15 protein-coding genes are annotated in these 20741 nt (G+C 71.1%); 13 read left to right on the forward strand and 2 right to left on the reverse strand.

Annotated elements, in window-relative coordinates; translation table 11 throughout:
- The first annotated feature begins 233 nt into the window (after positions 1-233).
- Genes gatC through gatB form a run of 3 tightly spaced genes read left to right on the forward strand, consistent with a single transcriptional unit; the run spans position 234 to position 3528 of the window.
- Positions 234-533, forward strand: a complete 300-nt coding sequence (gene gatC / locus AB0C35_RS31365) for an Asp-tRNA(Asn)/Glu-tRNA(Gln) amidotransferase subunit GatC (protein WP_358463738.1) — start codon at positions 234-236, stop codon at positions 531-533.
- Positions 533-2029, forward strand: a complete 1497-nt coding sequence (gene gatA, locus AB0C35_RS31370; RefSeq protein ID WP_358463741.1) for an Asp-tRNA(Asn)/Glu-tRNA(Gln) amidotransferase subunit GatA — start codon at positions 533-535, stop codon at positions 2027-2029. The genes gatC and gatA overlap by 1 nt, the downstream gene beginning before the upstream one ends.
- Before the next feature lie 14 nt (positions 2030-2043).
- Positions 2044-3528, forward strand: coding sequence for an Asp-tRNA(Asn)/Glu-tRNA(Gln) amidotransferase subunit GatB (gatB, locus tag AB0C35_RS31375; RefSeq protein ID WP_358464023.1), 1485 nt, complete (start codon positions 2044-2046; stop codon positions 3526-3528).
- A gap of 146 nt (positions 3529-3674) precedes the next feature.
- On the opposite strand, the gene AB0C35_RS31380 is transcribed toward gatB, so the two are convergent.
- Positions 3675-4787 carry a PQQ-dependent sugar dehydrogenase gene (locus tag AB0C35_RS31380; protein WP_358463744.1) on the reverse strand — a complete coding sequence of 371 codons (1113 nt, stop codon included), beginning with the start codon at positions 4785-4787 and terminating at the stop codon, positions 3675-3677.
- A gap of 457 nt (positions 4788-5244) precedes the next feature.
- On the opposite strand from AB0C35_RS31380, the gene AB0C35_RS31385 reads away from it, so the two are divergent.
- The 4 genes from AB0C35_RS31385 (at position 5245) to ilvC (ending at position 11751) form a co-directional block, all read left to right on the forward strand.
- A complete protein-coding gene (locus AB0C35_RS31385) occupies positions 5245-8079 on the forward strand; it encodes an EAL domain-containing protein (RefSeq protein ID WP_358463747.1) in 2835 nt (944 codons plus the stop codon).
- Between the two features lie 266 nt (positions 8080-8345).
- Positions 8346-10157 (forward strand): acetolactate synthase large subunit, encoded by a 1812-nt coding sequence (locus AB0C35_RS31390; protein ID WP_358463750.1) that lies wholly within the window; start codon positions 8346-8348, stop codon positions 10155-10157.
- A 5-nt stretch (positions 10158-10162) separates the two neighbouring features.
- Positions 10163-10687 (forward strand): acetolactate synthase small subunit, encoded by a 525-nt coding sequence (gene ilvN / locus AB0C35_RS31395; protein WP_358463753.1) that lies wholly within the window; start codon positions 10163-10165, stop codon positions 10685-10687.
- Positions 10688-10767: 80 nt separating this feature from the next.
- Positions 10768-11751, forward strand: a complete 984-nt coding sequence (gene ilvC, locus AB0C35_RS31400) for a ketol-acid reductoisomerase (RefSeq protein ID WP_358463756.1) — start codon at positions 10768-10770, stop codon at positions 11749-11751.
- Positions 11752-11817: 66 nt separating this feature from the next.
- Here ilvC and AB0C35_RS31405 read toward each other — a convergent pair whose 3' ends face one another.
- A complete protein-coding gene (locus AB0C35_RS31405; RefSeq protein ID WP_358463759.1) occupies positions 11818-12606 on the reverse strand; it encodes a hypothetical protein in 789 nt (262 codons plus the stop codon).
- Between the two features lie 180 nt (positions 12607-12786).
- On the opposite strand from AB0C35_RS31405, the gene AB0C35_RS31410 reads away from it, so the two are divergent.
- The 6 genes from AB0C35_RS31410 (at position 12787) to AB0C35_RS31435 (ending at position 20605) form a co-directional block, all read left to right on the forward strand.
- Positions 12787-14283 (forward strand): DUF2079 domain-containing protein, encoded by a 1497-nt coding sequence (locus AB0C35_RS31410; RefSeq protein ID WP_358463762.1) that lies wholly within the window; start codon positions 12787-12789, stop codon positions 14281-14283.
- A gap of 363 nt (positions 14284-14646) precedes the next feature.
- Positions 14647-15285, forward strand: coding sequence for a hypothetical protein (locus AB0C35_RS31415; protein ID WP_358463765.1), 639 nt, complete (start codon positions 14647-14649; stop codon positions 15283-15285).
- A gap of 195 nt (positions 15286-15480) precedes the next feature.
- On the forward strand, positions 15481-17070 hold the full coding sequence (gene serA, locus AB0C35_RS31420; RefSeq protein WP_358463767.1) for a phosphoglycerate dehydrogenase: 1590 nt from the start codon (positions 15481-15483) through the stop codon (positions 17068-17070).
- A gap of 472 nt (positions 17071-17542) precedes the next feature.
- Positions 17543-18226 carry a (2Fe-2S)-binding protein gene (locus tag AB0C35_RS31425; protein WP_358463770.1) on the forward strand — a complete coding sequence of 228 codons (684 nt, stop codon included), beginning with the start codon at positions 17543-17545 and terminating at the stop codon, positions 18224-18226.
- Between the two features lie 43 nt (positions 18227-18269).
- Complete coding sequence (locus AB0C35_RS31430; protein ID WP_358463773.1) at positions 18270-19325, forward strand: 3-isopropylmalate dehydrogenase; 1056 nt, start codon at positions 18270-18272, stop codon at positions 19323-19325.
- Positions 19326-19501: 176 nt separating this feature from the next.
- Complete coding sequence (locus AB0C35_RS31435) at positions 19502-20605, forward strand: branched-chain amino acid aminotransferase (RefSeq protein ID WP_358463776.1); 1104 nt, start codon at positions 19502-19504, stop codon at positions 20603-20605.
- The last annotated feature ends 136 nt before the right edge of the window (positions 20606-20741 follow it).

Below are 20741 nucleotides of genomic sequence, written 5' to 3' on the forward strand. Positions count from 1 at the left end.
CGGCCACCGCCGCAACCACGCAGCAACCAAAACCGTCGCGATCGCGTCCGAAGGCAGGTTTCGAGCCTGCGAGAAACCTGATCGCGCAGCGAGCCCCCAGGGCGAGCCGGAGCGATGCAGCGATCGCACCGCAGTGCCCGCCGAAGGAGGGCCGCCAGGCCCGACGCCAAGGGCACTGCAAAAAACATAGGATGGGCGGCGAATCCCATCGGTCCGCAGGAACGGTTTCTTACATGTCCGCCATCACCCGTGACGAGGTTTCGCATCTCGCCCGGCTGTCCCGGCTGGCGCTCGGCGATGACGAGCTCGATCATCTCGCCGCCCAGCTCGACCAGATCATCTCCGCTGTGGCGCGGGTGCAGGAGGTCGCCGCGGAGGACATTCCGCCCACCTCGCACGCGCTGCCGCTGACCAACGTCTACCGGGCCGACGAGGTACGGCCGTGCCTCACGCCCGAGCAGGCCCTGGCCGGTGCGCCGGCCACCGAGGGGCAGCGCTTCCGCGTCCCCCGGATCCTGGACGAGGAGGCCTGATGGACCTGGTCAAGAAGGGGGCGACGGAGCTCGGGGAGCTGCTCGCCGCCGGGGAGGCCTCCGCCGTCGAGGTCGCCGAGGCGCATCTGGACCGCATCGCCGCAGTGGACGGCCAGGTCAAGGCGTTCCTGCACGTCGACCGTGAGGCGACGCTGGCGCAGGCCCGGAAGGTGGACGAGCGGCGCGCGGCGGGGGAGAGGCTCGGCCCGCTGGCCGGCGTCCCCATCGCGCACAAGGACGTGTTCACCACCACGGACATGCCGACCACGGCCGGGTCCAAGATCCTTGAGGGGTGGCGGCCGCCGTACGACGCGACGGTGACGGCGCGGCTGCGCGAGGCCGGGCTGGTGATCCTGGGCAAGACGAACATGGACGAGTTCGCGATGGGCTCGTCCACGGAGAACAGCGCCTACTTCACCTCGCGCAACCCGTGGGATCTGGAGCGGATCCCCGGTGGTTCGTCGGGTGGTTCGTCCGCGGCGGTGGCCGCCTACGAGGCGCCGCTGTCGACGGGGACCGACACGGGCGGGTCGATCAGGCAGCCCGCGGCGGTCACCGGCCTCGTCGGCATGAAGCCCACGTACGGGGGTTCTTCCCGGTACGGCGTGATCGCGTTCGCGTCGTCGCTCGACACGCCGGGACCGTTCGCCCGCAGCGTGCTGGACGCGGCGCTGCTGCACGAGGCGTTCAGCGGCCATGACCCGATGGACTCGACGTCGGTGTCGGAGGCCGTCCCGCCGGTCGTGGAGGCCGCGCGCCGCGCCGACGTGAACGGGCTGCGCGTCGGCGTCGTCAAGGAGTTCGCGGGCGAGGGCTACCAGCCGGGCGTCACCGCGCGCTTCGACGAGACGGTCGAGCTGCTGGAATCGCTCGGCGCGAAGGTCGTCGAGGTCTCCTGCCCGCACTTCACGTACGCGCTGCCCGCCTACTACCTGATCGCGCCGTCGGAGTGCTCGTCCAACCTGGCGCGCTTCGACGCGATGCGCTACGGCCTGCGCATCGGGGACGACGGCAGCCGCAGCGCCGAGGAGGTCATGGCGCTGACCCGGGCCGAGGGCTTCGGGCCGGAGGTCAAGCGGCGCATCATGCTCGGCACCTACGCGCTCTCGTCGGGCTACTACGACGCCTACTACGGCAAGGCGCAGCAGGTCCGGACGCTGATCAAGCGCGACTTCGAGGCCGCGTTCGAGCAGGTGGACGTGCTGGTGTCGCCGACGACCCCGACGACCGCGTTCCCGATCGGCGAGCGCGCCGACGACCCGGTCGCGATGTACCTGGCCGACCTGTGCACGATCCCGGCCAACCTCACCGGCAACGCCGCGATCTCGGTGCCGTGCGGGCTGGCGGACGGCCTGCCGGTCGGCCTGCAGATCATGGCCCCCGTCCTCGGCGACGACCGCGTCTACCGCGTCGGCGCCGCCGTCGAGCGGGCCCTCGAAGACCGCTGGGGCGGCCCGCTGCTGGCGCAGGCCCCGGAACTGGTGGAGGCGAAGTGACCACTCCGACGCTGATGGACTACGACGAGGCGCTCGCCAGGTTCGAGCCGGTGCTCGGGATCGAGACCCACATCGAGCTGGGCACCGCGTCGAAGATGTTCTGCGGCTGCCCGACCGGGTTCGGCGCCGAGCCGAACACGCAGGTCTGCCCGGTGTGCCTGGGGCTGCCCGGTGCGCTGCCGGTCACCAACCACGCCGCGATCGAGGGCATCATCAAGATCGGGCTCGCGCTGAACTGCGACATCGTGGAGTGGTGCAGGTTCGCCCGGAAGAACTACTTCTATCCGGACATGCCGAAGAACTTCCAGATCTCCCAGTACGACGAGCCGCTGTGCGTCAACGGGTACCTGGACGTCGAGGTCGAGGGCGAGACGTACCGGGTCGAGATCGAGCGCGTCCACATGGAGGAGGACACCGGCAAGTCGCTGCACGTGGGCGGCACGACCGGCCGCATCCACGGCGCCGAGTTCTCGCTGGTCGACTACAACCGGGCCGGGATCCCGCTCGTCGAGATCGTCACCAGGCCGATCGTCGCGACGGGCGACAAGGCTCCGCTCGTGGCCCGCGCGTACGCGACGGAGCTGCGCGAGCTGGTCCGGTCGCTGGACGTGTCGGACGTGCGCATGGAGCAGGGGTCGATGCGCTGCGACGTCAACGTCTCGCTCATGCCGCGGGGCGCGACGGAGTGGGGCACCCGCACGGAGACCAAGAACGTCAACTCGCTGCGTTCGGTGGAGCGGTCCGTCCGGTCGGAGATCGAACGGCAGGCGGGCGTGCTGTCGGACGGCGGGCGCATCGTGCAGGAGACCCGCCACTTCCACGAGGACACCGGCCGCACCACCAGCGGCCGCAGCAAGGAGGAGGCGCAGGACTACCGCTACTTCCCCGAGCCCGACCTGGTGCCGATGGCGCCGTCCCGGGAGTGGGTCGAGGAGGTGCGCGCGTCGCTGCCGGAGCTTCCGGCCGCGCGCCGCCGCCGCATCCAGAAGGAGTGGGGCCTGTCCGACCTGGAGCTGCGGGACGTCGTCAACGCCGGTGCCGTCGACCTCATCGAGGCCACGATCGCGCGCGGCTCCGACGCCGGCGCCGCCCGCAAGTGGTGGATGAACGAGCTGTCCCGCCGCGCCACCGAACAGGGCGTCGAGCTCGCCGACCTGCCCATCACGCCCGAGCAGGTCGCCCGCGTCCAGGCGATGATCACGGCGGGGGAGCTGAACGACAAGCTGGCCCGCAAGGTGTTCGAGGGCGTCCTCGCCGGTGAGGGCACCCCGGACGAGGTCGTCGCCGCCCGGGGCCTGAAGGTCGTCAGCGACGACGGCGAACTCGCGTCCGTGATCGAGCAGGTCATCGCCGACAACGCCGACGTGGCCGACAAGATCCGCGCCGGGAAGGTCGCCGCGGCCGGCGCCCTCGTCGGCGCCGTCATGAAGGCCACCCGCGGCCAGGCCGACGCCGGCCGCGCCCGCGAACTCATCCTGGAGAAGCTCGGCGCCTCCTGATGCCGCGACCGCCGATAGGGCGGCCAGGTCTCCTGCGCAGCCGGCCGGGTCTCGCTCCCGGCCGGCTGATCGCCTCTTCACCGTGCATGCCGGCCGGGAGGTTCGCCGGTTCTCCGACGAGTGCGCCGCCCCGCTGGGCCGCCAGCTCAACTCGGGGAGACGGTGAGGATTCGGTCGTCGTCGGGCGCGGGGTCGCCTCGGCCGTCCTCGTTGCTGGTGGTGAACCAGAGGGAGCCGCCGGGCGCCTGGACGACGGCGCGGAGACGGCCGTAGTCGGAGTTGTAGTGGGCGGTGGGCCGCCCCGCCTTGCCGTCGTCGAGGGGGACCTGCCACAGGCGCTGGCCGCGGAGGGCGGCGGCCCAGAGGGAGCCGTTCGCGTAGGCGAGGCCGGACGGGGACGCCTCGTCGGTCGTCCAGGTGAGGAGGGGGTCGGTGAAACCTTCACGGTCGCCCATGCCCTCGACCTCGGGCCAGCCGTAGTTCTTGCCCTTCTCGATGAGGTTGATCTCGTCGAATTGGTTCTGCCCGAACTCGGTGGCGTAGAGGCGGCCCTTGTCGTCCCATGCGAGGCCCTGGACGTTGCGGTGGCCGTACGTCCAGACGCGGTTGCCGAAGGGGTTGTCGGGGGCGGGTTCCCCGTCGGGGGTGACGCGGAGGATCTTGCCGCCGAGGGAGTCCTTGTCCTGGGACAGGCCGGTGTCGCCGGTCTCGCCGGTGGTGATGTAGAGCATCTTGTCGGGGCCGAACTTGATGCGGCCGCCGTTGTGGTTGCCGCCCTTCGGGATGCCGGTGACGATGGGGTCGAGGGTGCCGAGGTCGCCGCCGTCGTAGGTCGCGCGGACGACGCGGTTGTCGGATGCGGCCGTGAAGTACAGGTAGATGAGCTTGTCGCTGGAGTGGTTCGGGGAGACCGCGACGCCCATCAGGCCGCCTTCGCCGCCGGGCTCCACACCGGGCACCGTGGCGACGGTCGTCTTGCCGCCGGACGGGGTGACGCGCACAAGGCGGCTACTGTCGCGTTCGGTCACGAGGGCGTCGCCGCCCGGCAGGAACGCCACCGCCCACGGGACCTCCAGGTCGGTGGCGACCGCGCGTGGTTCGCCGGGTTCGCCGGAACCGCCGCCCGTCCCTGTCGGGCTGGCGGCCGTCAGCGGGGGCGGCGTGTGCGCGCCGCCGTCCCCGTCCCCGCCGCCGGACGGGGACGAGCAGGCCGCCAGGGCCACCGCGGCCGAGGTCAGGACGATCGTGTGCCTTCGCATGTACGCCTCCCGTAGGTAGTACGGATTCGAGCGGCCCGCCGTTCCAACCGGGTGAGGATCATTCCCGTCACAGTGCGATACCTGCGTCCGAACGAGGTCACTCAGCGTGTTGCCGGAAATGGCGCCGCATCGGGGACGATCAGCTTTCGGACGTCCCAAATCGTTCTTCGACAAGGTCGTTTGTCGCCGGGAGGACGCTCAGCCTCAATCGCTCCGTGACCTACCGAACGTACATTGAGCGACACGGTGATCCCGCAGTGCAGCGACGTCGCTGATCTCCGGCAGGCGAAGCCGACGTATTCGCCACCGGCCCGCGCCGACCCCTGCGCGGGGCACGATTCAGGACCTTCCGACCGTTATCCGTGCGGTGAGGGTCGTGAACCCGGATTCTCCCCTGGCGCGGTGCTGCGTCGGCAGGGACCGAACGCTCCACCGGGGCAGGAAGGGACACGGCGCGATGAGCGGCGAATACGCCAGGCGGGTTCCGCCGCGTGCGCTGCCGGTCGCCATGGCCGCGGTCGTCGGCGTCCTGTACGCCACCGGTTCGCTGCTCGGCTGGGGCGGGAGCGCCTTCATCGCCTGGGCCGAGGCGGGCGCCGCGGGCGCCGCCGCGATCTCCCTGCTGCTGTCGGCGCGGCGTCCGGACGGCGGGCCGGCGGACGCGGCCCGGGGCGGGCTCTGGCGCGCCTCCTGGCGGTGGTACGGCATCGCCGCCGCGTCCTGGTTCCTCGGCGCCCTCGGCGGCGCCCTGTCCGACGGGCGGGGCCGCAGCGCCCTGTCGCTGTCGGTACCGGACCTGTTCTACCTTTTCGCCCTGGTCGCGCTGGTGGTCGGGCTGGTCGCGCCGATCCGGCTGCCCCGCGAAGCGGGGACGTGGCTGCGGTACGCGGCCGACACCTATGTCTGCGCCTGCGCGCTGTTCGTGCTCGGCTGGGTCGCGCTGTTCGGCACGCTCTACCACAGGTCGGGGGAGTCCCCGACGGAGTTCCTGCTGGAACTGCTGTACCCGCTGATCGGCGTCGTGTTCGTCTGCGGCGCGCTGCCGTTCGTCCTCGGCGCCGCGCGCGGGCATCGCCGGCTCGCCTGGATGGGGTACGGCGCGCTGACGGCCATCGCGGTCGCCGACATCGTGACGACGTTCGTCCGGCTGGACGGCGGCCGGCCGTCCGACGACCCGTCCGACATCCTGCGCCTCGCCGGGCTGCTGCTCCTGCTGCTGGTGCCGTGGACGGGCCCCGCCGCCGAACCGCCCGTCGACGACATACCCGAGGACGCGGGCGAGCCGGACGGGACCGCGCGGTCCGGCGAGGAGTGCGGCCGGATGATCGGGCCGGGCATCGCGCCCGCCGCGATCGCCGCCGCGGCCGCCCTGTTCATCGCGGGCCACTCGCTCACCGGGCGCAACGGCCTCGAACCCGGCATCTCGATCGCGGCGGGCTCGGCGGCGCTGGTGCTGATCGCGCGGCTGGCGGGCCTGCTGCGGGAGAACGACGAGCTGCGCCGGGCCGTGGACACCGGCGAGGAGCACTTCCGGGCCCTGTCGGAGAGCATCAACGACGCGGTCCTCATCTGCGACCTGGACGCCGTCGTCCAGTACGCCAGCGCCGGAGCCCTGCGGACGTACCACTACGAGCCCGAGGAACTGCTCGGGCGCCCGCTGCACGAGATCGTCCACCCGGAGGACCTGCCGCGCGTCCAGGAGGTGTTCCTCGGGGTCCTGGACGACGAGGCGGTCGACGAGGCGCTGCGCGTGTCGTGCCGGATCCGGGCGGCGGACGGGACGTGGCTGCCGACCGAGTCGACGATCTCGCGCTACAGCGGCTCCGACGGCGCCCCCGCGCGGCTGCTCGTCACCACGCGGGACCTCAGCGAGCAGGCGGCGCTGCAGCGGCAGGTCGCGCACCTGACCTTCCACGACGGCCTGACGGGCCTGCCCAACCGGTCCTACTTCGAGGAGCGTACCCGGGAGGTGCTGTCGCGGCAGCCGTCCGGCGGCGAGGTCGCGGTCGTGTTCGTCGACCTCGACGGCTTCACCGCGGTCAACGACTCCGACGGGCACGCGGCCGGCGACCAGGTGCTGGCGCAGGCCGCCCGGAGGCTGCGCGCCAACGTCCAGTCGGACGACACGGTGGCCCGCTGGGGCGGCGACGAGTTCGCCGTCCTGGTCCAGCTCCCGCCGGACGACGGTGAGACGCGCGCCACAGTCGAGCTCGCCGGACGGCTCCTGCGGGCGCTTTCGGCCGACCCTTATCAGGTCGGCAACAAGCACATCGTGCTGACGGCGAGTGTCGGCATAGCGTTCGCCGGGGACGAGGAGCAGCCCGCGGGCGCCTCCGGCGGCAACGGCTCCGAGGCGGAACGCCGGCTCCGCCGCACCGCCGCGGACCTGCTGCGCAACGGCGACCTGGCGATGGCCCGCGCGAAGGAGCTCGGCGGCGGGCGCGTCGAGGTGTACGCGCCGCACATGCACGCCGACGTCGTCCGGCGGCTGGAGCTCGGCAGCGACCTCCAGCAGGCGCTGGCCGAGGAGGAGTTCGCGATCGAGTTCCAGCCGGTGGTGGACCTCGCGACGTCCCGGGTGACCGGCGTGGAGGCGCTGCTGCGCTGGTGGCGGGGCGGCGAGTCGGTGCCGCCGGAGGAGTTCATCGGCCCGGCGGAGGAGTCGGGCCTGATGGTCCCGCTCGGCGACTGGGTGCTGCGGGAGGCGTGCCGCGAGGTCGCCCGGTGGCGCGGGGACTCCTGGGACGTCGGCCTGTCGGTGAACTTCACCGCCCGGCAGATCGGCGCGCCCCGGTTCGTGGAGTCGGTCGCGGCGGCGCTGGAGGAGACCGGGCTCCCGCCGCAGGCGCTCACGCTGGAGGTGCGCGAGGAGGTCCTCGTCGAGGACGCGGGCCAGAACGTGGAGCGCCTGTCGGAGCTGCGCGACCTCGGCGTCCGGCTCGCGATCGACGACTTCGGCACCGGGTACGCCTCGCTCGCCTACCTCGGGCAGCTCCCGGTCGACATCATCAAGATCGACCCGTCGTTCGTGGCGGGCCTCGGCTCGGACGAAACGCTGACGCTGCTCACCCGGACGATCGTGCGGCTCGGCAGCGACCTCGGGCTGACCGTGGTGGCGGAGGGCATCGAGCGGCCCGAGCAGCTGGAGCTGCTGCGCGAGATGGGCTGCCCGCGCGGCCAGGGGTTCCTGGTGGCGCGCCCGATGGCGGCCGGGCGGGTCGAGTCGCTGGTGCGGACGAACCTGGAGGCGCACGACCAGTCCGGTGACGTCCCGCTGCCCCTTCCGGGCTGAGCCGCCCCGTCCGGGAGCGCCGGCCGGCGACACGGCTGTCTCGACATTTGAGACAAAGCGTCCACGGATTTGACCGGGGGCCCGACATCGGCGAAAGTGGGCTCGTGCAGAGCACCATCACCATCCTCGTAGTACTTGGTCGGCGCGCAGGCTGACCGAGCTTCTCGTCCTGCGCGCCTCCCCTCGACCGCCTCACGGCGGCGGGGGTTTTTTGTTGCCCGGAGACCCCAACTGAACACTGTTTCATCCTCGGCCACCGGCACCGGGTGACGGCCTCCGGCGACAAGCGGGATGAGAACATTCACCCACTCCCCAAGGAAACGCAGATCATGACGACCGAACAGATGACGGGAGCCCAGGCGCTTGTCCGCGCCCTGGAGAACGTCGGCGTCGACACGGTGTTCGGCATCCCGGGCGGCGCGATCCTCCCGGCCTACGACCCGCTCTTCGACTCCGCGAAGCTGCGCCACATCCTCGTCCGGCACGAGCAGGGCGCCGGGCACGCGGCCCAGGGCTACGCGATGGTGACCGGCAAGGTGGGCGTGTGCATGGCCACCAGCGGGCCGGGCGCGACCAACCTCGTCACGGCGATCTCCGACGCCTACATGGACTCGGTGCCGATCGTGGCCATCACCGGCCAGGTGGCGTCCTCCCTCATCGGGACGGACGGCTTCCAGGAGGCCGACATCGCCGGCATCACGATGCCGATCACCAAGCACAACTTCCTGGTGACCAAGGCCGCCGACATCGGCCGGACGATCGCCGAGGCCTTCCACATCGCCGGCACCGGCCGTCCTGGACCGGTCCTCGTCGACATCGCCAAGGACGCCCTGCAGGCCACCGTCGACTTCGAATGGCCCGTCGCGCTCCAGCTGCCCGGATACCGGCCGGTCACCCGGCCGCACTCCAAGCAGGTCCGGGAGGCGGCGCGGCTGATCGTCCAGGCCAAGCGCCCGGTGCTGTACGTCGGCGGCGGCGTCCTCAAGGCGAACGCGTCCGCCGAGCTGAAGGTGCTCGCCGAGCTGACCGGCGCGCCCGTCGTCGCCACCCTGATGGCCAAGGGCGCGCTGCCCGACAGCCACCCGCTGCACATGGGCATGCCGGGCATGCACGGCGGCGTCGGCGCGGTCGGCGCGCTGCAGCGGTCCGACCTGCTGATCACCCTCGGCGCCCGGTTCGACGACCGCGTCACCGGGAAGCTGGACGGGTTCGCGCCGGACGCCAAGATCGTGCACGCCGACATCGACCCGGCGGAGATCTCCAAGAACCGGCACGCCGACGTCCCGATCGTCGGGGACGCCCGCGAGGTCATCGCCGACCTCATCGTCGCCGTCCAGAACGAGCACGAGGCGGGGCACAAGGGCGACTACACCGACTGGTGGCGGCAGCTCGACGCGTGGCGCGACACGTACCCGCTGGGCTACGACGTCCCCGACGACGGGTCGCTGTCCCCGCAGTACGTCATCGAGCGCATCGGGAAGCTCGCCGGGCCGGAGGCGTACTACGTCGCGGGCGTCGGCCAGCACCAGATGTGGACCGCGCAGTTCATCAAGTACGAGCGCCCCGGCGCGTTCCTGAACTCCGGCGGCGCGGGGACGATGGGTTACGCCGTCCCGGCGGCGATGGGCGCCAAGGTCGGCGCGCCCGACACGGCGGTCTGGGCGATCGACGGCGACGGCTGCTTCCAGATGACCAACCAGGAGCTCGCGACCTGCGCGATCGAGGGCATCCCCGTCAAGATCGCCGTGATCAACAACGGGAACCTCGGCATGGTCCGGCAGTGGCAGACGCTGTTCTACAACGAGCGGTACTCCAACACGAATCTGCACGCGGCCAAGCGCATCCCCGACTTCGTGAAGCTCGCCGAGGCGTACGGTTGTGTCGGCCTGCGCTGTGAGAAGGCCGAGGACGTCGACGACGTCATCGCCAAGGCAATGGAGATCAACGACGCCCCCGTCGTGATCGACTTCATCGTGCACAAGGACGCCATGGTCTGGCCGATGGTCGCGGCCGGCACCACCAACGACGACATCAAGATCGCGCGGGACATGGCGCCCGAGTGGGAGAACGGAGACTGACCACGATGAGCCTGCACACCCTGTCGGTGCTGGTGGAGAACAAGCCCGGCATCCTGGCCCGGGTCGCGGCGCTGTTCTCCCGGCGCGGCTTCAACATCGAGTCCCTCGCGGTCGGCGTGACCGAGCACCCGGAGATCTCCCGGATGACGATCGTGGTGAACGTCGCCGACCTTCCCCTCGAACAGGTCACCAAGCAGCTCAACAAGCTGATCAACGTCCTGAAGATCGTCGAGCTGGACTCCTCGGCGTCCGTCCAGCGCGAACTCGTGCTGGTCAAGGTGCGCGCCGACGCCGAGACGCGCTCGCAGGTCCTGGAGACCGTCCAGCTGTTCCGTGCGAAGGTGGTGGACGTCGCGCCGGACGCCGTCACGATCGAGGCCACCGGGAACCGCGACAAGCTGGACGCGTTCATCAAGGTCCTGGAGCCGTTCGGCATCAAGGAACTGGTGCAGTCGGGCATGGTGGCCATCGGCCGCGGCGCCCGGTCCATCACCGACCGCTCGCTGCGGGCGATCGAGCGCAGTGCCTGAACCCGCGTGCCGCACCGGAACTGCACGCCTGAGCGCGTGACACAACCACATCAACGAAAGGCAATAGCACTGTGGCTGAGATGTTCTACGACGACGCCGCCGACCTGAGCGTCATCCAGGGCCGGCACGTCGCGATCATCGGTTACGGCAGCCAGGGGCACGCGCACGCGCTCTCCCTGCGCGACTCCGGCGTCGACGTGCGGGTCGGGCTCCGCGAGGGGTCGGCCAGCAGGGAGAAGGCGGAGGCCGAGGGCCTGCGCGTCGTCACCCCGGCGGAGGCGGCCGAGGAGGCCGACCTCATCATGCTGCTGGCCCCCGACCACCACCACCGGGAGATCTTCGAGAAGGACATCAAGCCCGCCCTCGTCGAGGGCGACGCGCTGTTCTTCGGGCACGGCTTCAGCATCCGCTACGACCTCGTCCAGCCCCCGGAGGGCGTGGACGTGGCGATGGTCGCGCCGAAGGGCCCGGGCCACCTCGTCCGCCGCCAGTTCGTCGCCGGCCGCGGCGTCCCGGTGATCGTGGCGGTGGAGAAGGACCCGACCGGCGGCGCCTGGCCGCTGGCCCTGTCCTACGCCAAGGCGATCGGCGGCCTGCGCGCGGGCGGCATCAAGACCACCTTCACCGAGGAGACCGAGACCGACCTGTTCGGCGAGCAGACGGTGCTGTGCGGCGGCGTCTCCGAGCTGATCAAGACCGGGTTCGAGGTGCTGACCGAGGCCGGCTACCAGCCGGAGGTCGCCTACTTCGAGGTCCTGCACGAGCTGAAGCTGATCATCGACCTGATCTACGAGGGCGGCATCTCGAAGATGTACTGGTCGGTGTCCGACAACGCCGAGTACGGCGGCTACAGCCGCGGCCCGCGCGTGATCACGCCGGAGACCAAGGCCGCGATGAAGAAGATCCTCGGCGAGATCCAGTCCGGGCAGTACGCCAAGGAGCTGGTGGACGAGTTCGAGGGCGGCCAGAAGCAGTTCGGCCAGTACCGCGAGGAGCTCGCCGAGCACCCCATCGAGAAGACGGGCGCCGAACTGCGCCCGATGATGAGCTGGCTCAACGACTAGCGTCTCCCGCTGATCCGCGGCGTGCCGGCCCTGGAACGGGTTCCCCGGGGGCCGGCGCGCCGCGGTTCAGCGTCCGAAGCGGTGGCGGAGCCTGGTGCGCCACGAGGTGTCGGCGGGTTCGCCGGTCACATTCAGGGCCAGATGGCCGCCCCTGGTGAAGTACACCGTGGCGTTCCCCGTGCCCGTCGCACGGCCCTGCGGTGAGGTCTTCAGCCCCTCGGCGCGCACGGAGCCGAAGCGGGCCTCGCGTGTCACCCCGAGCGCCGTCGTCGCGACGTGCACGTCCCAGCGTCCCGGTTCCACCGCGACCGGGTCGGCGACGGCCTCGAACGCGCCGGGCCGCTCCGGCCGGGGCTCGGCGGGGAAACCGTGCTCCTTTCCGGACGTGCGTTCCCGCAGGATGACGTCCACGACCGTCCGGTTCGTCTCGACGCGCTGGAGCGCCGCGACGCCGCGGATCCGGATCTTCTTGCCCTGCCAGGCGACCGCGTCCAGCCGGTGGTCGACGCCGACCTCGGTGGTGATGTCGGCGTCCTGCCGGGGAACGCCGCGCAGGTACGGGTACATGGCGTAGATCCGGCCGCCGACCACGACGGCGCCCGCCGGAGCGCCCTCGATCTCGTCGCGGATCAGCCGCTCCAGCTCCTCGCGCAGGCCGTGCTGGATGCAGAACGCCCTGAGCCGGACCGAGGCGGGCATGGCGGCGCGCGCCGCCTCGCTCAGCCCCTCCTCGCCTATGACGTGGCGGGTGCCGTCCACGAGCCGCTCGCGCTGGAGCCGGTCGAGGCTCAGGTAGCGGTGGTCGTACACGCGCAGGACGTCGCGCAGGACGCTGATGGTGCAGTCCGAGCTCACGTTCTCTCCTGATCGGCCGGGGACATCGATCACGTTAAGGCTCCGAGTCATCGCTCACAGTGAAATCTCGATGGCGTGTCTCCATCGGCGCCTGCTCGGTGTAGCCGTCCGGTTACGGCGACCTGCCTTCCTCACGATGCGGGGCTCTGCGCGCCGGGGGCGGCTGATAGCGTCCGGCGCGTGGCTGAGGCGGTTGCGGTCGAGGGCCCCGTCGACGAGGTCCCGGCGGGCCGCCGGGGACCGTCCGCACGCCGCCGGGCGGCGCTCGCGGCGATGGTCGCGGCGAGCGCGGCGCTGTACGCGGCGTACTCGCTGATGCGGCTGCGCGCGTTCCGGACGGGCAGCTACGACCTCGTCATCTTCGACCAGGCGATCCGCTCGTACAGCCGGTTCGAGTTGCCCGTCGCCATGGTCAAGGGCGTCCACAACGGCTTCGGGCCGGACTTCTCCGTCCTCGGCGACCACTTCTCGCCGATCCTCGTCCTGCTGGCGCCGCTCTACTGGATCCACGACGGGCCGGTGACCCTGCTGCTCGCGCAGGCCGTCCTGCTCGCGCTCGGCATCCTGCCGATCTGGCGGTTCACCGAGCGGCGGCTCGGTGCCGGCGCCGCGTACTGCGCCGGGGGCGCCTACGCGCTGTCGTGGCCGATCGCCGAGGCGCTCGCGTTCGACTTCCACGAGGTCGCGTTCGTGCCGCTGCTGTCGGCGCTGATGATCGAGCGGCACGACGCGGGGCGGCGAGGGCAGGCGGCGGTCGCGGCGTTCGTCCTGCTGCTGGTCAAAGAGGACATGGGCCTGCTGCTCGCGGGGTTCGGCCTGTACCTGCTCACGCGCCGCGCCGAGCACGGCGACCGGCGCGCGGGGCTCGCCCACGTCGTGGTCGGGCTGGTCGCGACGTGGATCTCCTCCCAGGTCCTCATCACGGCGTTCGGCGGGGACAACGACTACTACTGGGCGTACGGGTCACTCGGCCCCGACCTGCCGCACGCGGCCGTCCACGCGCTCACCCATCCGTGGGACGTCGTGGCCGTTCTCGGCACCCCGCCGCAGAAGATCCTCACGATGGCGCTGCTCGTCCTGCCGCTGCTCCTGCTGCCGCTGGCGTCGCCGCTGACGCTAGTCGCGCTGCCGATGCTGGCCGAACGCATGCTCAACAGCCGTTTCGGCAACTGGTGGGAACCCGACTACCACTACAACGCCTTCATCATCGCCGTGCTCGTCCTGGCGGCGGTGGACGGCGCCGCGCGGCTGCGCGGCAGGATCCGGGCGGCGGAACGGCTCCCGCCCATTCTGCCGATGGCGGCGGTCCTGGCCGCGGTGATCGTCTGCGTGCCGTTCTTCGCGTACCGCCATCTGGCCGATCCCGCGCTGTGGCGGCCGAACGACCGGGCCCGCGCGGCCGCCGCGGCGGCCGCGAAGATCCCGGACGGTGCGCTCGTCGAGGCGGCCAACGGCGTCGGCCCGGCGCTGACGACCCGTGCCCGCGTCCTGCTGTGGGACGAGCATTCACGCGGCGCGCCCTGGGTCATCGCCTACGTCGGGCGGATCGAGTTCCCGTTCCCGGACGTGGCCGCCCAGAAGCGGCGGGTGGCGGAACTGGAGGCCGAGGGGTACCGCGCGGTCTTCCGGCGAGAGGGGTACATCGTGCTGCACCGGGACGTCCCCCGCCCAAGGTGAGGGATAATCACGATCCTTTGGACAAGGGTCCAAAGTGACCAACGGCCGTGGCACACGTCAGAATGCCGGTGAAGGTACCGTCCGGATAAATTACCCTATCCTTTCGGCGCACTTTGCCTGATACTTGAAGAAAGCCGTGACGGCCGCGGCCGGCGCGGGGGAACCTGCGCGAACGCTCATGTGACCGCCGCCGGAGCGGTGTTGGGGCGGAGTGCATGAGTGGTGTGATGCTGTTCAAGAACGAACGAAGGTCACGGGCCGGAGCGGAGGCGGAATTCATCCCCCGCGTGTCAATGCCCCCGGCAGGTAATTCCCGGATCCGCGTCGCCCGTCATGGGACGAATTATGGCGGGGAGTCGTGACGTGCCGGCGGGAGCGGACAAGGACGTCCGGCGCTGGGAGACCTGCGGGCAGGCGTGGATCGGCGTCCTGCGGCATGTCTGGACCGCCGGCGAGGCCGGCATGGAGGACACCGGGCCCATCATCGAGGGCCCGCCGGTGCTGTTCGAGGTCGCCTCGCTGAGCTGGGAGGACCCGATCCTGCACGAGCACGGCGACCGGGCCCGGCTCGTGCGGCGCGCCCAGGAGCGCACCCGCAGCACCGTCCGCGGGCGGTACTGGCCGAGGCTGCACGACCTGCAGGGCAACGACCAGATCCGCTGGGTGGTGGACCTGCTGCGGGCCAGGCCGTGGACGACGAGCGCGTGGATCTCGCTGACGATCCCGGGCGAGCCGGCCGACGGGCTGCCGTGCCTGACGGCGCTGTCGTTCCGCATCCGCGGCTACCGGCTGATCATGACGGCGATGTTCCGGTCGCAGAACGTTCACCGCGGCTACCTCGCCTACATCCCGCTCCGCGAGGTGCAGGTGCGGGTCGCCGACGAGCTGGGGCTGCCGGCGGGGCCGCTGCGGGTGTTCGTGGACGTCCCGCACGTCCACGTCGCCGACGCCGAGCGGGTCGCGTCCGTCCTGGCCGCGATGCCGGAACCCAACGCGGCCTGACCGGACACGGCCGCGCGCAGGCGGGCACGGCCGCACGCGGGCGGGACGAACCGGAGTTACCGGTGGGTGTCTCCCTGCCGCGAATCGCGCTCGCCGGCGGGAGATACACTCGCGTGGGGGCGAGGGCACGACGAGGTGACTCGCGACTTCACCTGCACACACCACACGAACATCCACTTTCGAAGGACTGTTTCCTTGAGTAAGCCCGTCGTCCTCGTCGCAGAAGAACTCTCCCCGGCTGGCATCGCCGTCCTGGAGGCCGACTTCGAGGTCCGCCACGTCGACGGCGGCGACCGCGAGCGGCTGCTGCCCGCCGTCGCCGATGTCGACGCGCTCATCGTGCGCAGTGCCACCAAGGTCACCGCCGAGGTGTTCCAGCACGCCAAGGCGCTGCGCGTCGTCGCCCGCGCCGGCGTCGGCCTCGACAACGTCGACGTCGAGGCCGCCACCAAAGCCGGCGTCATGGTCGTCAACGCGCCGACGTCCAACATCGTCACCGCCGCCGAGCACGCCATCGCGCTGCTGCTCGCGACAGCGCGGAACGTTCCGCAGGGCCACAGCGCGCTCAAGCAGGGCGAATGGAAGCGGTCCAAGTACACCGGCGTGGAGCTGCAGGGCAAGACCGTCGGCGTGCTCGGCCTCGGCCGCATCGGCGTCCTGGTCGCGCAGCGCCTCGCCGCCTTCGACATGAACGTGATCGCGTTCGACCCCTACGTGCAGGCCGCCCGCGCCGCCCAGCTCGGCGTGAGACTCGTCACGCTTGACGAGCTGCTCCGCGAGAGCGACTTCATGACCGTCCACCTGCCGAAGACGGCCGAGACCCTCGGCCTCATCGGCGACCGCGAGCTGCACCAGGTCAAGCCGACCGTGCGGATCGTCAACGCCGCCCGCGGCGGGATCGTGGACGAGGCCGCCCTCGAACTCGCCCTCAAGGACGGCCGGGTCGCCGGCGCCGGCATCGACGTGTTCAGCACCGAGCCGTGCACCGAGAGCCCGCTGTTCCACCACGACAGCGTCGTGGTCACCCCGCACCTCGGCGCCAGCACCCATGAGGCGCAGGAGAAGGCGGGCACGCAGGTCGCCCGCTCGGTGAAGCTGGCGCTGTCCGGCGAGTTCGTCCCGGACGCGGTCAACGTGCAGGGCGGCGCGGTCGCCGAGGACGTCAAGCCCGGCCTGCCGCTCGCCGAGAAGCTCGGCCGCATCTTCACCGCCCTCGCCGGCGGCGTCCCGGTCCGGCTGGACGTCGTGGTCCGCGGCGAGATCGCCGAGCACGACGTCAAGGTGCTGGAGCTGGCCGCGCTCAAGGGCGTGTTCGTGGACGTGATCGAGGAGACGGTGACGTTCGTCAACGCGCCGCTGATGGCCCGCGACCGCGGCGTCGAGGTCACCCTCACCACCAGCGAGGACAGCCCCGACTGGCGCAACGTCGTGCAGGTGCGCGGCACGATGGCCGACGGCTCGGTCGTGTCGGTGTCCGGCACGCTCACCGGCCCGAAGCACGCCGAGCGGATCATCGAGATCAACGGCTACAACATGGAGCTGGTGCCGACCGAGCACATGGCGTTCTTCTCCTACGTCGACCGCCCCGGCATCGTCGGCCGGGTCGGCAAGCTCCTCGGCGACGAAGAGGTCAACATCGCCGGCATGCAGGTCGGCCGGGACGCCAAGGGCGGCAGGGCGCTGATCGCGCTGACCGTCGACTCGGCGATCGGGCCGCAGCTCGTCGACGCCATCACCCGCGAGGTCGGCGCCGACATGGGCCGCCGCGTCGACCTGGAGAACTGAGACTCGTCCGTCACCGCGGGCGGGCGGTCCGGCAGCGCGCCGGCCGCCCGCCCGCGGTGCTTTTCACCCGGAACTCGTCTCAGCCATTGAGATTTTCCGCCACGGGTCGGGACACTCCACCTGACGCGGGGTAATCTCGCAGGTAGTCATGCGGCGTTACGTGGTAATCCTTCGCTGCCGCAGCGGGGCCTGATCTTCGGCAGGCCGGCACCCGCTGCGGAGGTTCTGCCTGGCCGTGAGTCCGATTTCGCGCCGGACCGTGCGAACCACGGATTCCCGGCGGCCCTCTGGCCACCAGCACAGCGATCGGAGCGACATGAACGAGACCTGGAACAACGCGCCCGCCGACGACGACGCCCAGGAGGAAGCGGCCCGCGCCCTGCAGACCGCCCTCGACAGAAGAGCAGACTGAGCCTCGCTTCGCTCGTCCCTGCCTCCGTCAGCGCGTCCGTGGGCCTGCACACTGGGCACTATGGCGCTTGAAGCCCGTCCGGCCGAGGTTGTGAAGGTCCTTGACGACGTTGCTCGTCTCGGGCCCTACTTCGAGATCGCTACCGGGGTGGGCGCGGCCTGGCGGCCCTTTCCCGAGGTGGACGGCGGTCGGCTTCTCGCCGTGGCGGAGGAGTACCGCGAGCGGCTGGGGACGGACGAACTGCGGGTCGCCGCGTCGATTCTGTTTCAAGGGCTCGCTTCGAGGGTGTGGTCGCCGGTCGTGGCGGCGGCGGGGCGCGGGGTCGTGCCCGACCTGTCGGGGCTGCGGTGGCGGTGGGCGCCGGGTGAGGCCCTCGCCCTGGGGCTCGGTGAGCCGCGTGGGTGGCGTGTCGAGGACGCCGCGGAGGCCGCCGGCCTCATCCATCCCATGGTCGTGGACGGGCAACTCCGGCCGTTGAGCGAGGCGATCCTGTCCTTCGCCGGCCTCGCGGACGGGCTGCTGTGGGGCAACGCGGCCTCCGCGCTCGCCGGAAGCCTGAACGTCGGGCCGGCCGGCTCTCGGGGCGCCATCGTCCGGGACCTGCTCGCACGTGAACCCCTGGCCGGGGCGGGGTCTATCGGGCGGGACGGGTTCGTCCGGCACAATTGCTGTCTGTACTACCGCGTCCCAGGTGGCGGCATGTGCGGTGATTGCGGCCTCCGAGACGATCGTCCCGGTATTTGAGATGAAAGCCCAAGCACTGAGACGTTTGCAGTAGAGTGCGCGCATGGCTTCCCGCAGCATTCGTCTGGCCGTCATCCCGGGTGACGGGATCGGCCCCGAGGTGGTCGCCGAGGGACTGAAGGTCCTTGATGCGGTCGCTCCGTCCGGTGACCTCGCGTTCGAGCAGACCTCCTACGACCTGGGCGCGGCCCGCTGGCACCGGACGGGGGAGACGCTGCCCGACTCGGTGCTGGACGAGCTGCGCGAGCAGGAGGTCATCCTGCTGGGCGCCGTCGGCGACCCGGGTGTGCCGAGCGGCGTCCTGGAGCGCGGGCTGCTGCTGCGGACCCGGTTCGAGCTGGACCACTACGTCAACCTGCGCCCGGTGAAGCTGTTCCCGGGCGTCGAGACTCCGCTGGCGGGCGTGGCGACCGAGGACATCGACATGGTCGTCGTCCGGGAGGGCACCGAAGGCCCCTACACCGGCGTCGGGGGCGTGCTGCGCAAGGGCACCCCGCACGAGGTCGCCACGCAGGAGAGCGTCAACACCGCCTTCGGGGTCGAGCGGGTCGTCCGGTACGCCTTCGAGGTGGCCGCGTCCCGGCCCCGCCGGAAGCTGACGCTCGTCCACAAGGACAATGTGCTCACCTTCGCGGGCGACCTCTACCAGCGCGTCCTCAAGCGGGTCGCCGAGGAGTACCCGCAGGTCACCACCGACTACTGCCACGTCGACGCGGCGACGATGTTCTTCGTCAACCAGCCGCAGCGGTTCGACGTGGTCGTCACCGACAACCTGTTCGGCGACATCATCACCGACATCGGCGCCGCGATCGCCGGCGGCATCGGCCTCGCCGCGTCCGGCAACGTCAACCCCGACCGGACCGCGCCGTCGATGTTCGAGCCGGTGCACGGCAGCGCCCCCGACATCGCCGGGCAGGGCAAGGCCGACCCCACCGCCACGATCCTGTCCGTCGCCATGCTGCTTGACCACGTCGGCGCGGGCGCCGCCGCCCGCCGCGTCGAGCAGGCCGTGTCCGACGATCTGGCCGAGCGCGCCGCCCTCGGCGCACGGTCCACCGCCCAGATCGGCGACGCGATCGCCAAGCGAGTATCCGGCTAGGGGCACGCCTCTCTGGCCAGGACAGGGAACTCCGGGCGTGCCCTCGCGGCGCGCCCGGTTTTCCGTATGCGCCGCGTGCGTTGGGGAGTGGGTCTAGACGAAGTACGACAATAGGGACTAAGGAAGCCGAAGCGGCGATGGGGCCGCCCCGGCGATCCGCGAGAGGACGAACCGCGATGAGCACCACCCTGGACTTCGAGATCACGCGCAACCAGCGGCCCGCGACCGCCGCCGAACGCGAGCGCGTCCTGGCCGATCCCGGCTTCGGGCGCCATTTCACCGACCACATGGTCACGATCCGCTATTCGGCGGACCGTGGCTGGCACGACGCGCGGCTCGAACCGTACGGGCCGATCCCGATGGACCCGGCCAGCCAGGTGTTCCACTACGCGCAGGAACTCTTCGAGGGCCTCAAGGCCTACCGGCAGCCGGACGGGTCGATCGTCACCTTCAGGCCCTACATGAACGCGGCCCGGATGAACCGCTCCGCCCACCGGATGGCGATGCCGGAGATCCCCGAGCAGCTGTTCGTCGACGCCGTCGAACTGCTCGTCCGCACCGACAAGGACTGGGTGCCCGACGCCGAGGGGCACAGCCTCTACCTGCGGCCGTTCATGTTCGCCACCACCCGCGCGCTCGGCGTCAACAGCCCGGCGAACGAGTTCCTCTTCATGGTGATCGCGTCCCCGTCCGGCCTGTACTACCCGCGCGGGATCAAGCCCGTCTCGGTGTGGCTGTCGCAGGACTACACCCGCGCGGCCCCCGGCGGCACCGGCGAGGCCAAGTTCGGCGGCAACTACGCGGCCTCGTTCGCCGGCCAGGCCGAGGCCGTCGAGCAGGGCTGCGACCAGGTCGTCTGGCTCGACGCGGTGGAGCACCGCTGGGTCGAGGAGGTCGGGTCGATGAACCTCATGTTCGTCTACGGCTCCGGCGCGCGGGCACGGCTCCTCACCCCCGCCCTCACCGGGACGCTCCTCGCCGGCGTCACCCGCGACTCCATGCTCAAAATGGCCCCCGACCTCGGCGTCCCCGCCGAGGAGGGCAAGATCAGCATCGACGAGTGGCAGTCCGGCTGCGAGTCCGGCGAGATCACCGAGGTGTTCGGCTGCGGCACCGCCGCGATCATCAGTCCGGTCGGCCGGGTCAAGGGCGCCGACCGCGAGTGGACGATCGGTGACGGCGAGCCCGGCGAGCTGTCGATGCGGCTGCGCCAGGAGCTGGTCGGCATCCAGTACGGGACTCGCCCCGACCCCTACGGCTGGGTCCACGGAATCGTCTGATCCGGACGTTCGCGCAGCCCCGGCGCCCTTCGCGCCGGGGCAAAGGCGTCTCAGCATCCGAGACGCGCGGCACGAGCATGCGAACCGTGTGGCAGACTGATGGACATCATGCGCCACAGCCTCGTGATTATCGGCT

It is taken from the genome of Spirillospora sp. NPDC048819 (genome assembly GCF_040650055.1).
In the GTDB taxonomy this organism is placed as follows: domain Bacteria; phylum Actinomycetota; class Actinomycetes; order Streptosporangiales; family Streptosporangiaceae; genus Spirillospora.

What these genes read in the sequence shown, in the direction of transcription:
- AB0C35_RS31380 (WP_358463744.1), bottom strand. Translation starts at nt 4,787, where the DNA reads ATGCGAAGGCACACGATCGTCCTGACCTCGGCCGCGGTGGCCCTGGCG.
- AB0C35_RS31435 (WP_358463776.1), top strand. Translation starts at nt 19,502, where the DNA reads ATGAGCACCACCCTGGACTTCGAGATCACGCGCAACCAGCGGCCCGCG.
- AB0C35_RS31385 (WP_358463747.1), top strand. Translation starts at nt 5,245, where the DNA reads ATGAGCGGCGAATACGCCAGGCGGGTTCCGCCGCGTGCGCTGCCGGTC.
- ilvC (WP_358463756.1), top strand. Translation starts at nt 10,768, where the DNA reads ATGTTCTACGACGACGCCGCCGACCTGAGCGTCATCCAGGGCCGGCAC.
- gatC (WP_358463738.1), top strand. Translation starts at nt 234, where the DNA reads ATGTCCGCCATCACCCGTGACGAGGTTTCGCATCTCGCCCGGCTGTCC.
- gatA (WP_358463741.1), top strand. Translation starts at nt 533, where the DNA reads ATGGACCTGGTCAAGAAGGGGGCGACGGAGCTCGGGGAGCTGCTCGCC.
- ilvN (WP_358463753.1), top strand. Translation starts at nt 10,163, where the DNA reads ATGAGCCTGCACACCCTGTCGGTGCTGGTGGAGAACAAGCCCGGCATC.
- AB0C35_RS31425 (WP_358463770.1), top strand. Translation starts at nt 17,543, where the DNA reads ATGGCGCTTGAAGCCCGTCCGGCCGAGGTTGTGAAGGTCCTTGACGAC.
- AB0C35_RS31430 (WP_358463773.1), top strand. Translation starts at nt 18,270, where the DNA reads ATGGCTTCCCGCAGCATTCGTCTGGCCGTCATCCCGGGTGACGGGATC.
- gatB (WP_358464023.1), top strand. Translation starts at nt 2,044, where the DNA reads ATGGACTACGACGAGGCGCTCGCCAGGTTCGAGCCGGTGCTCGGGATC.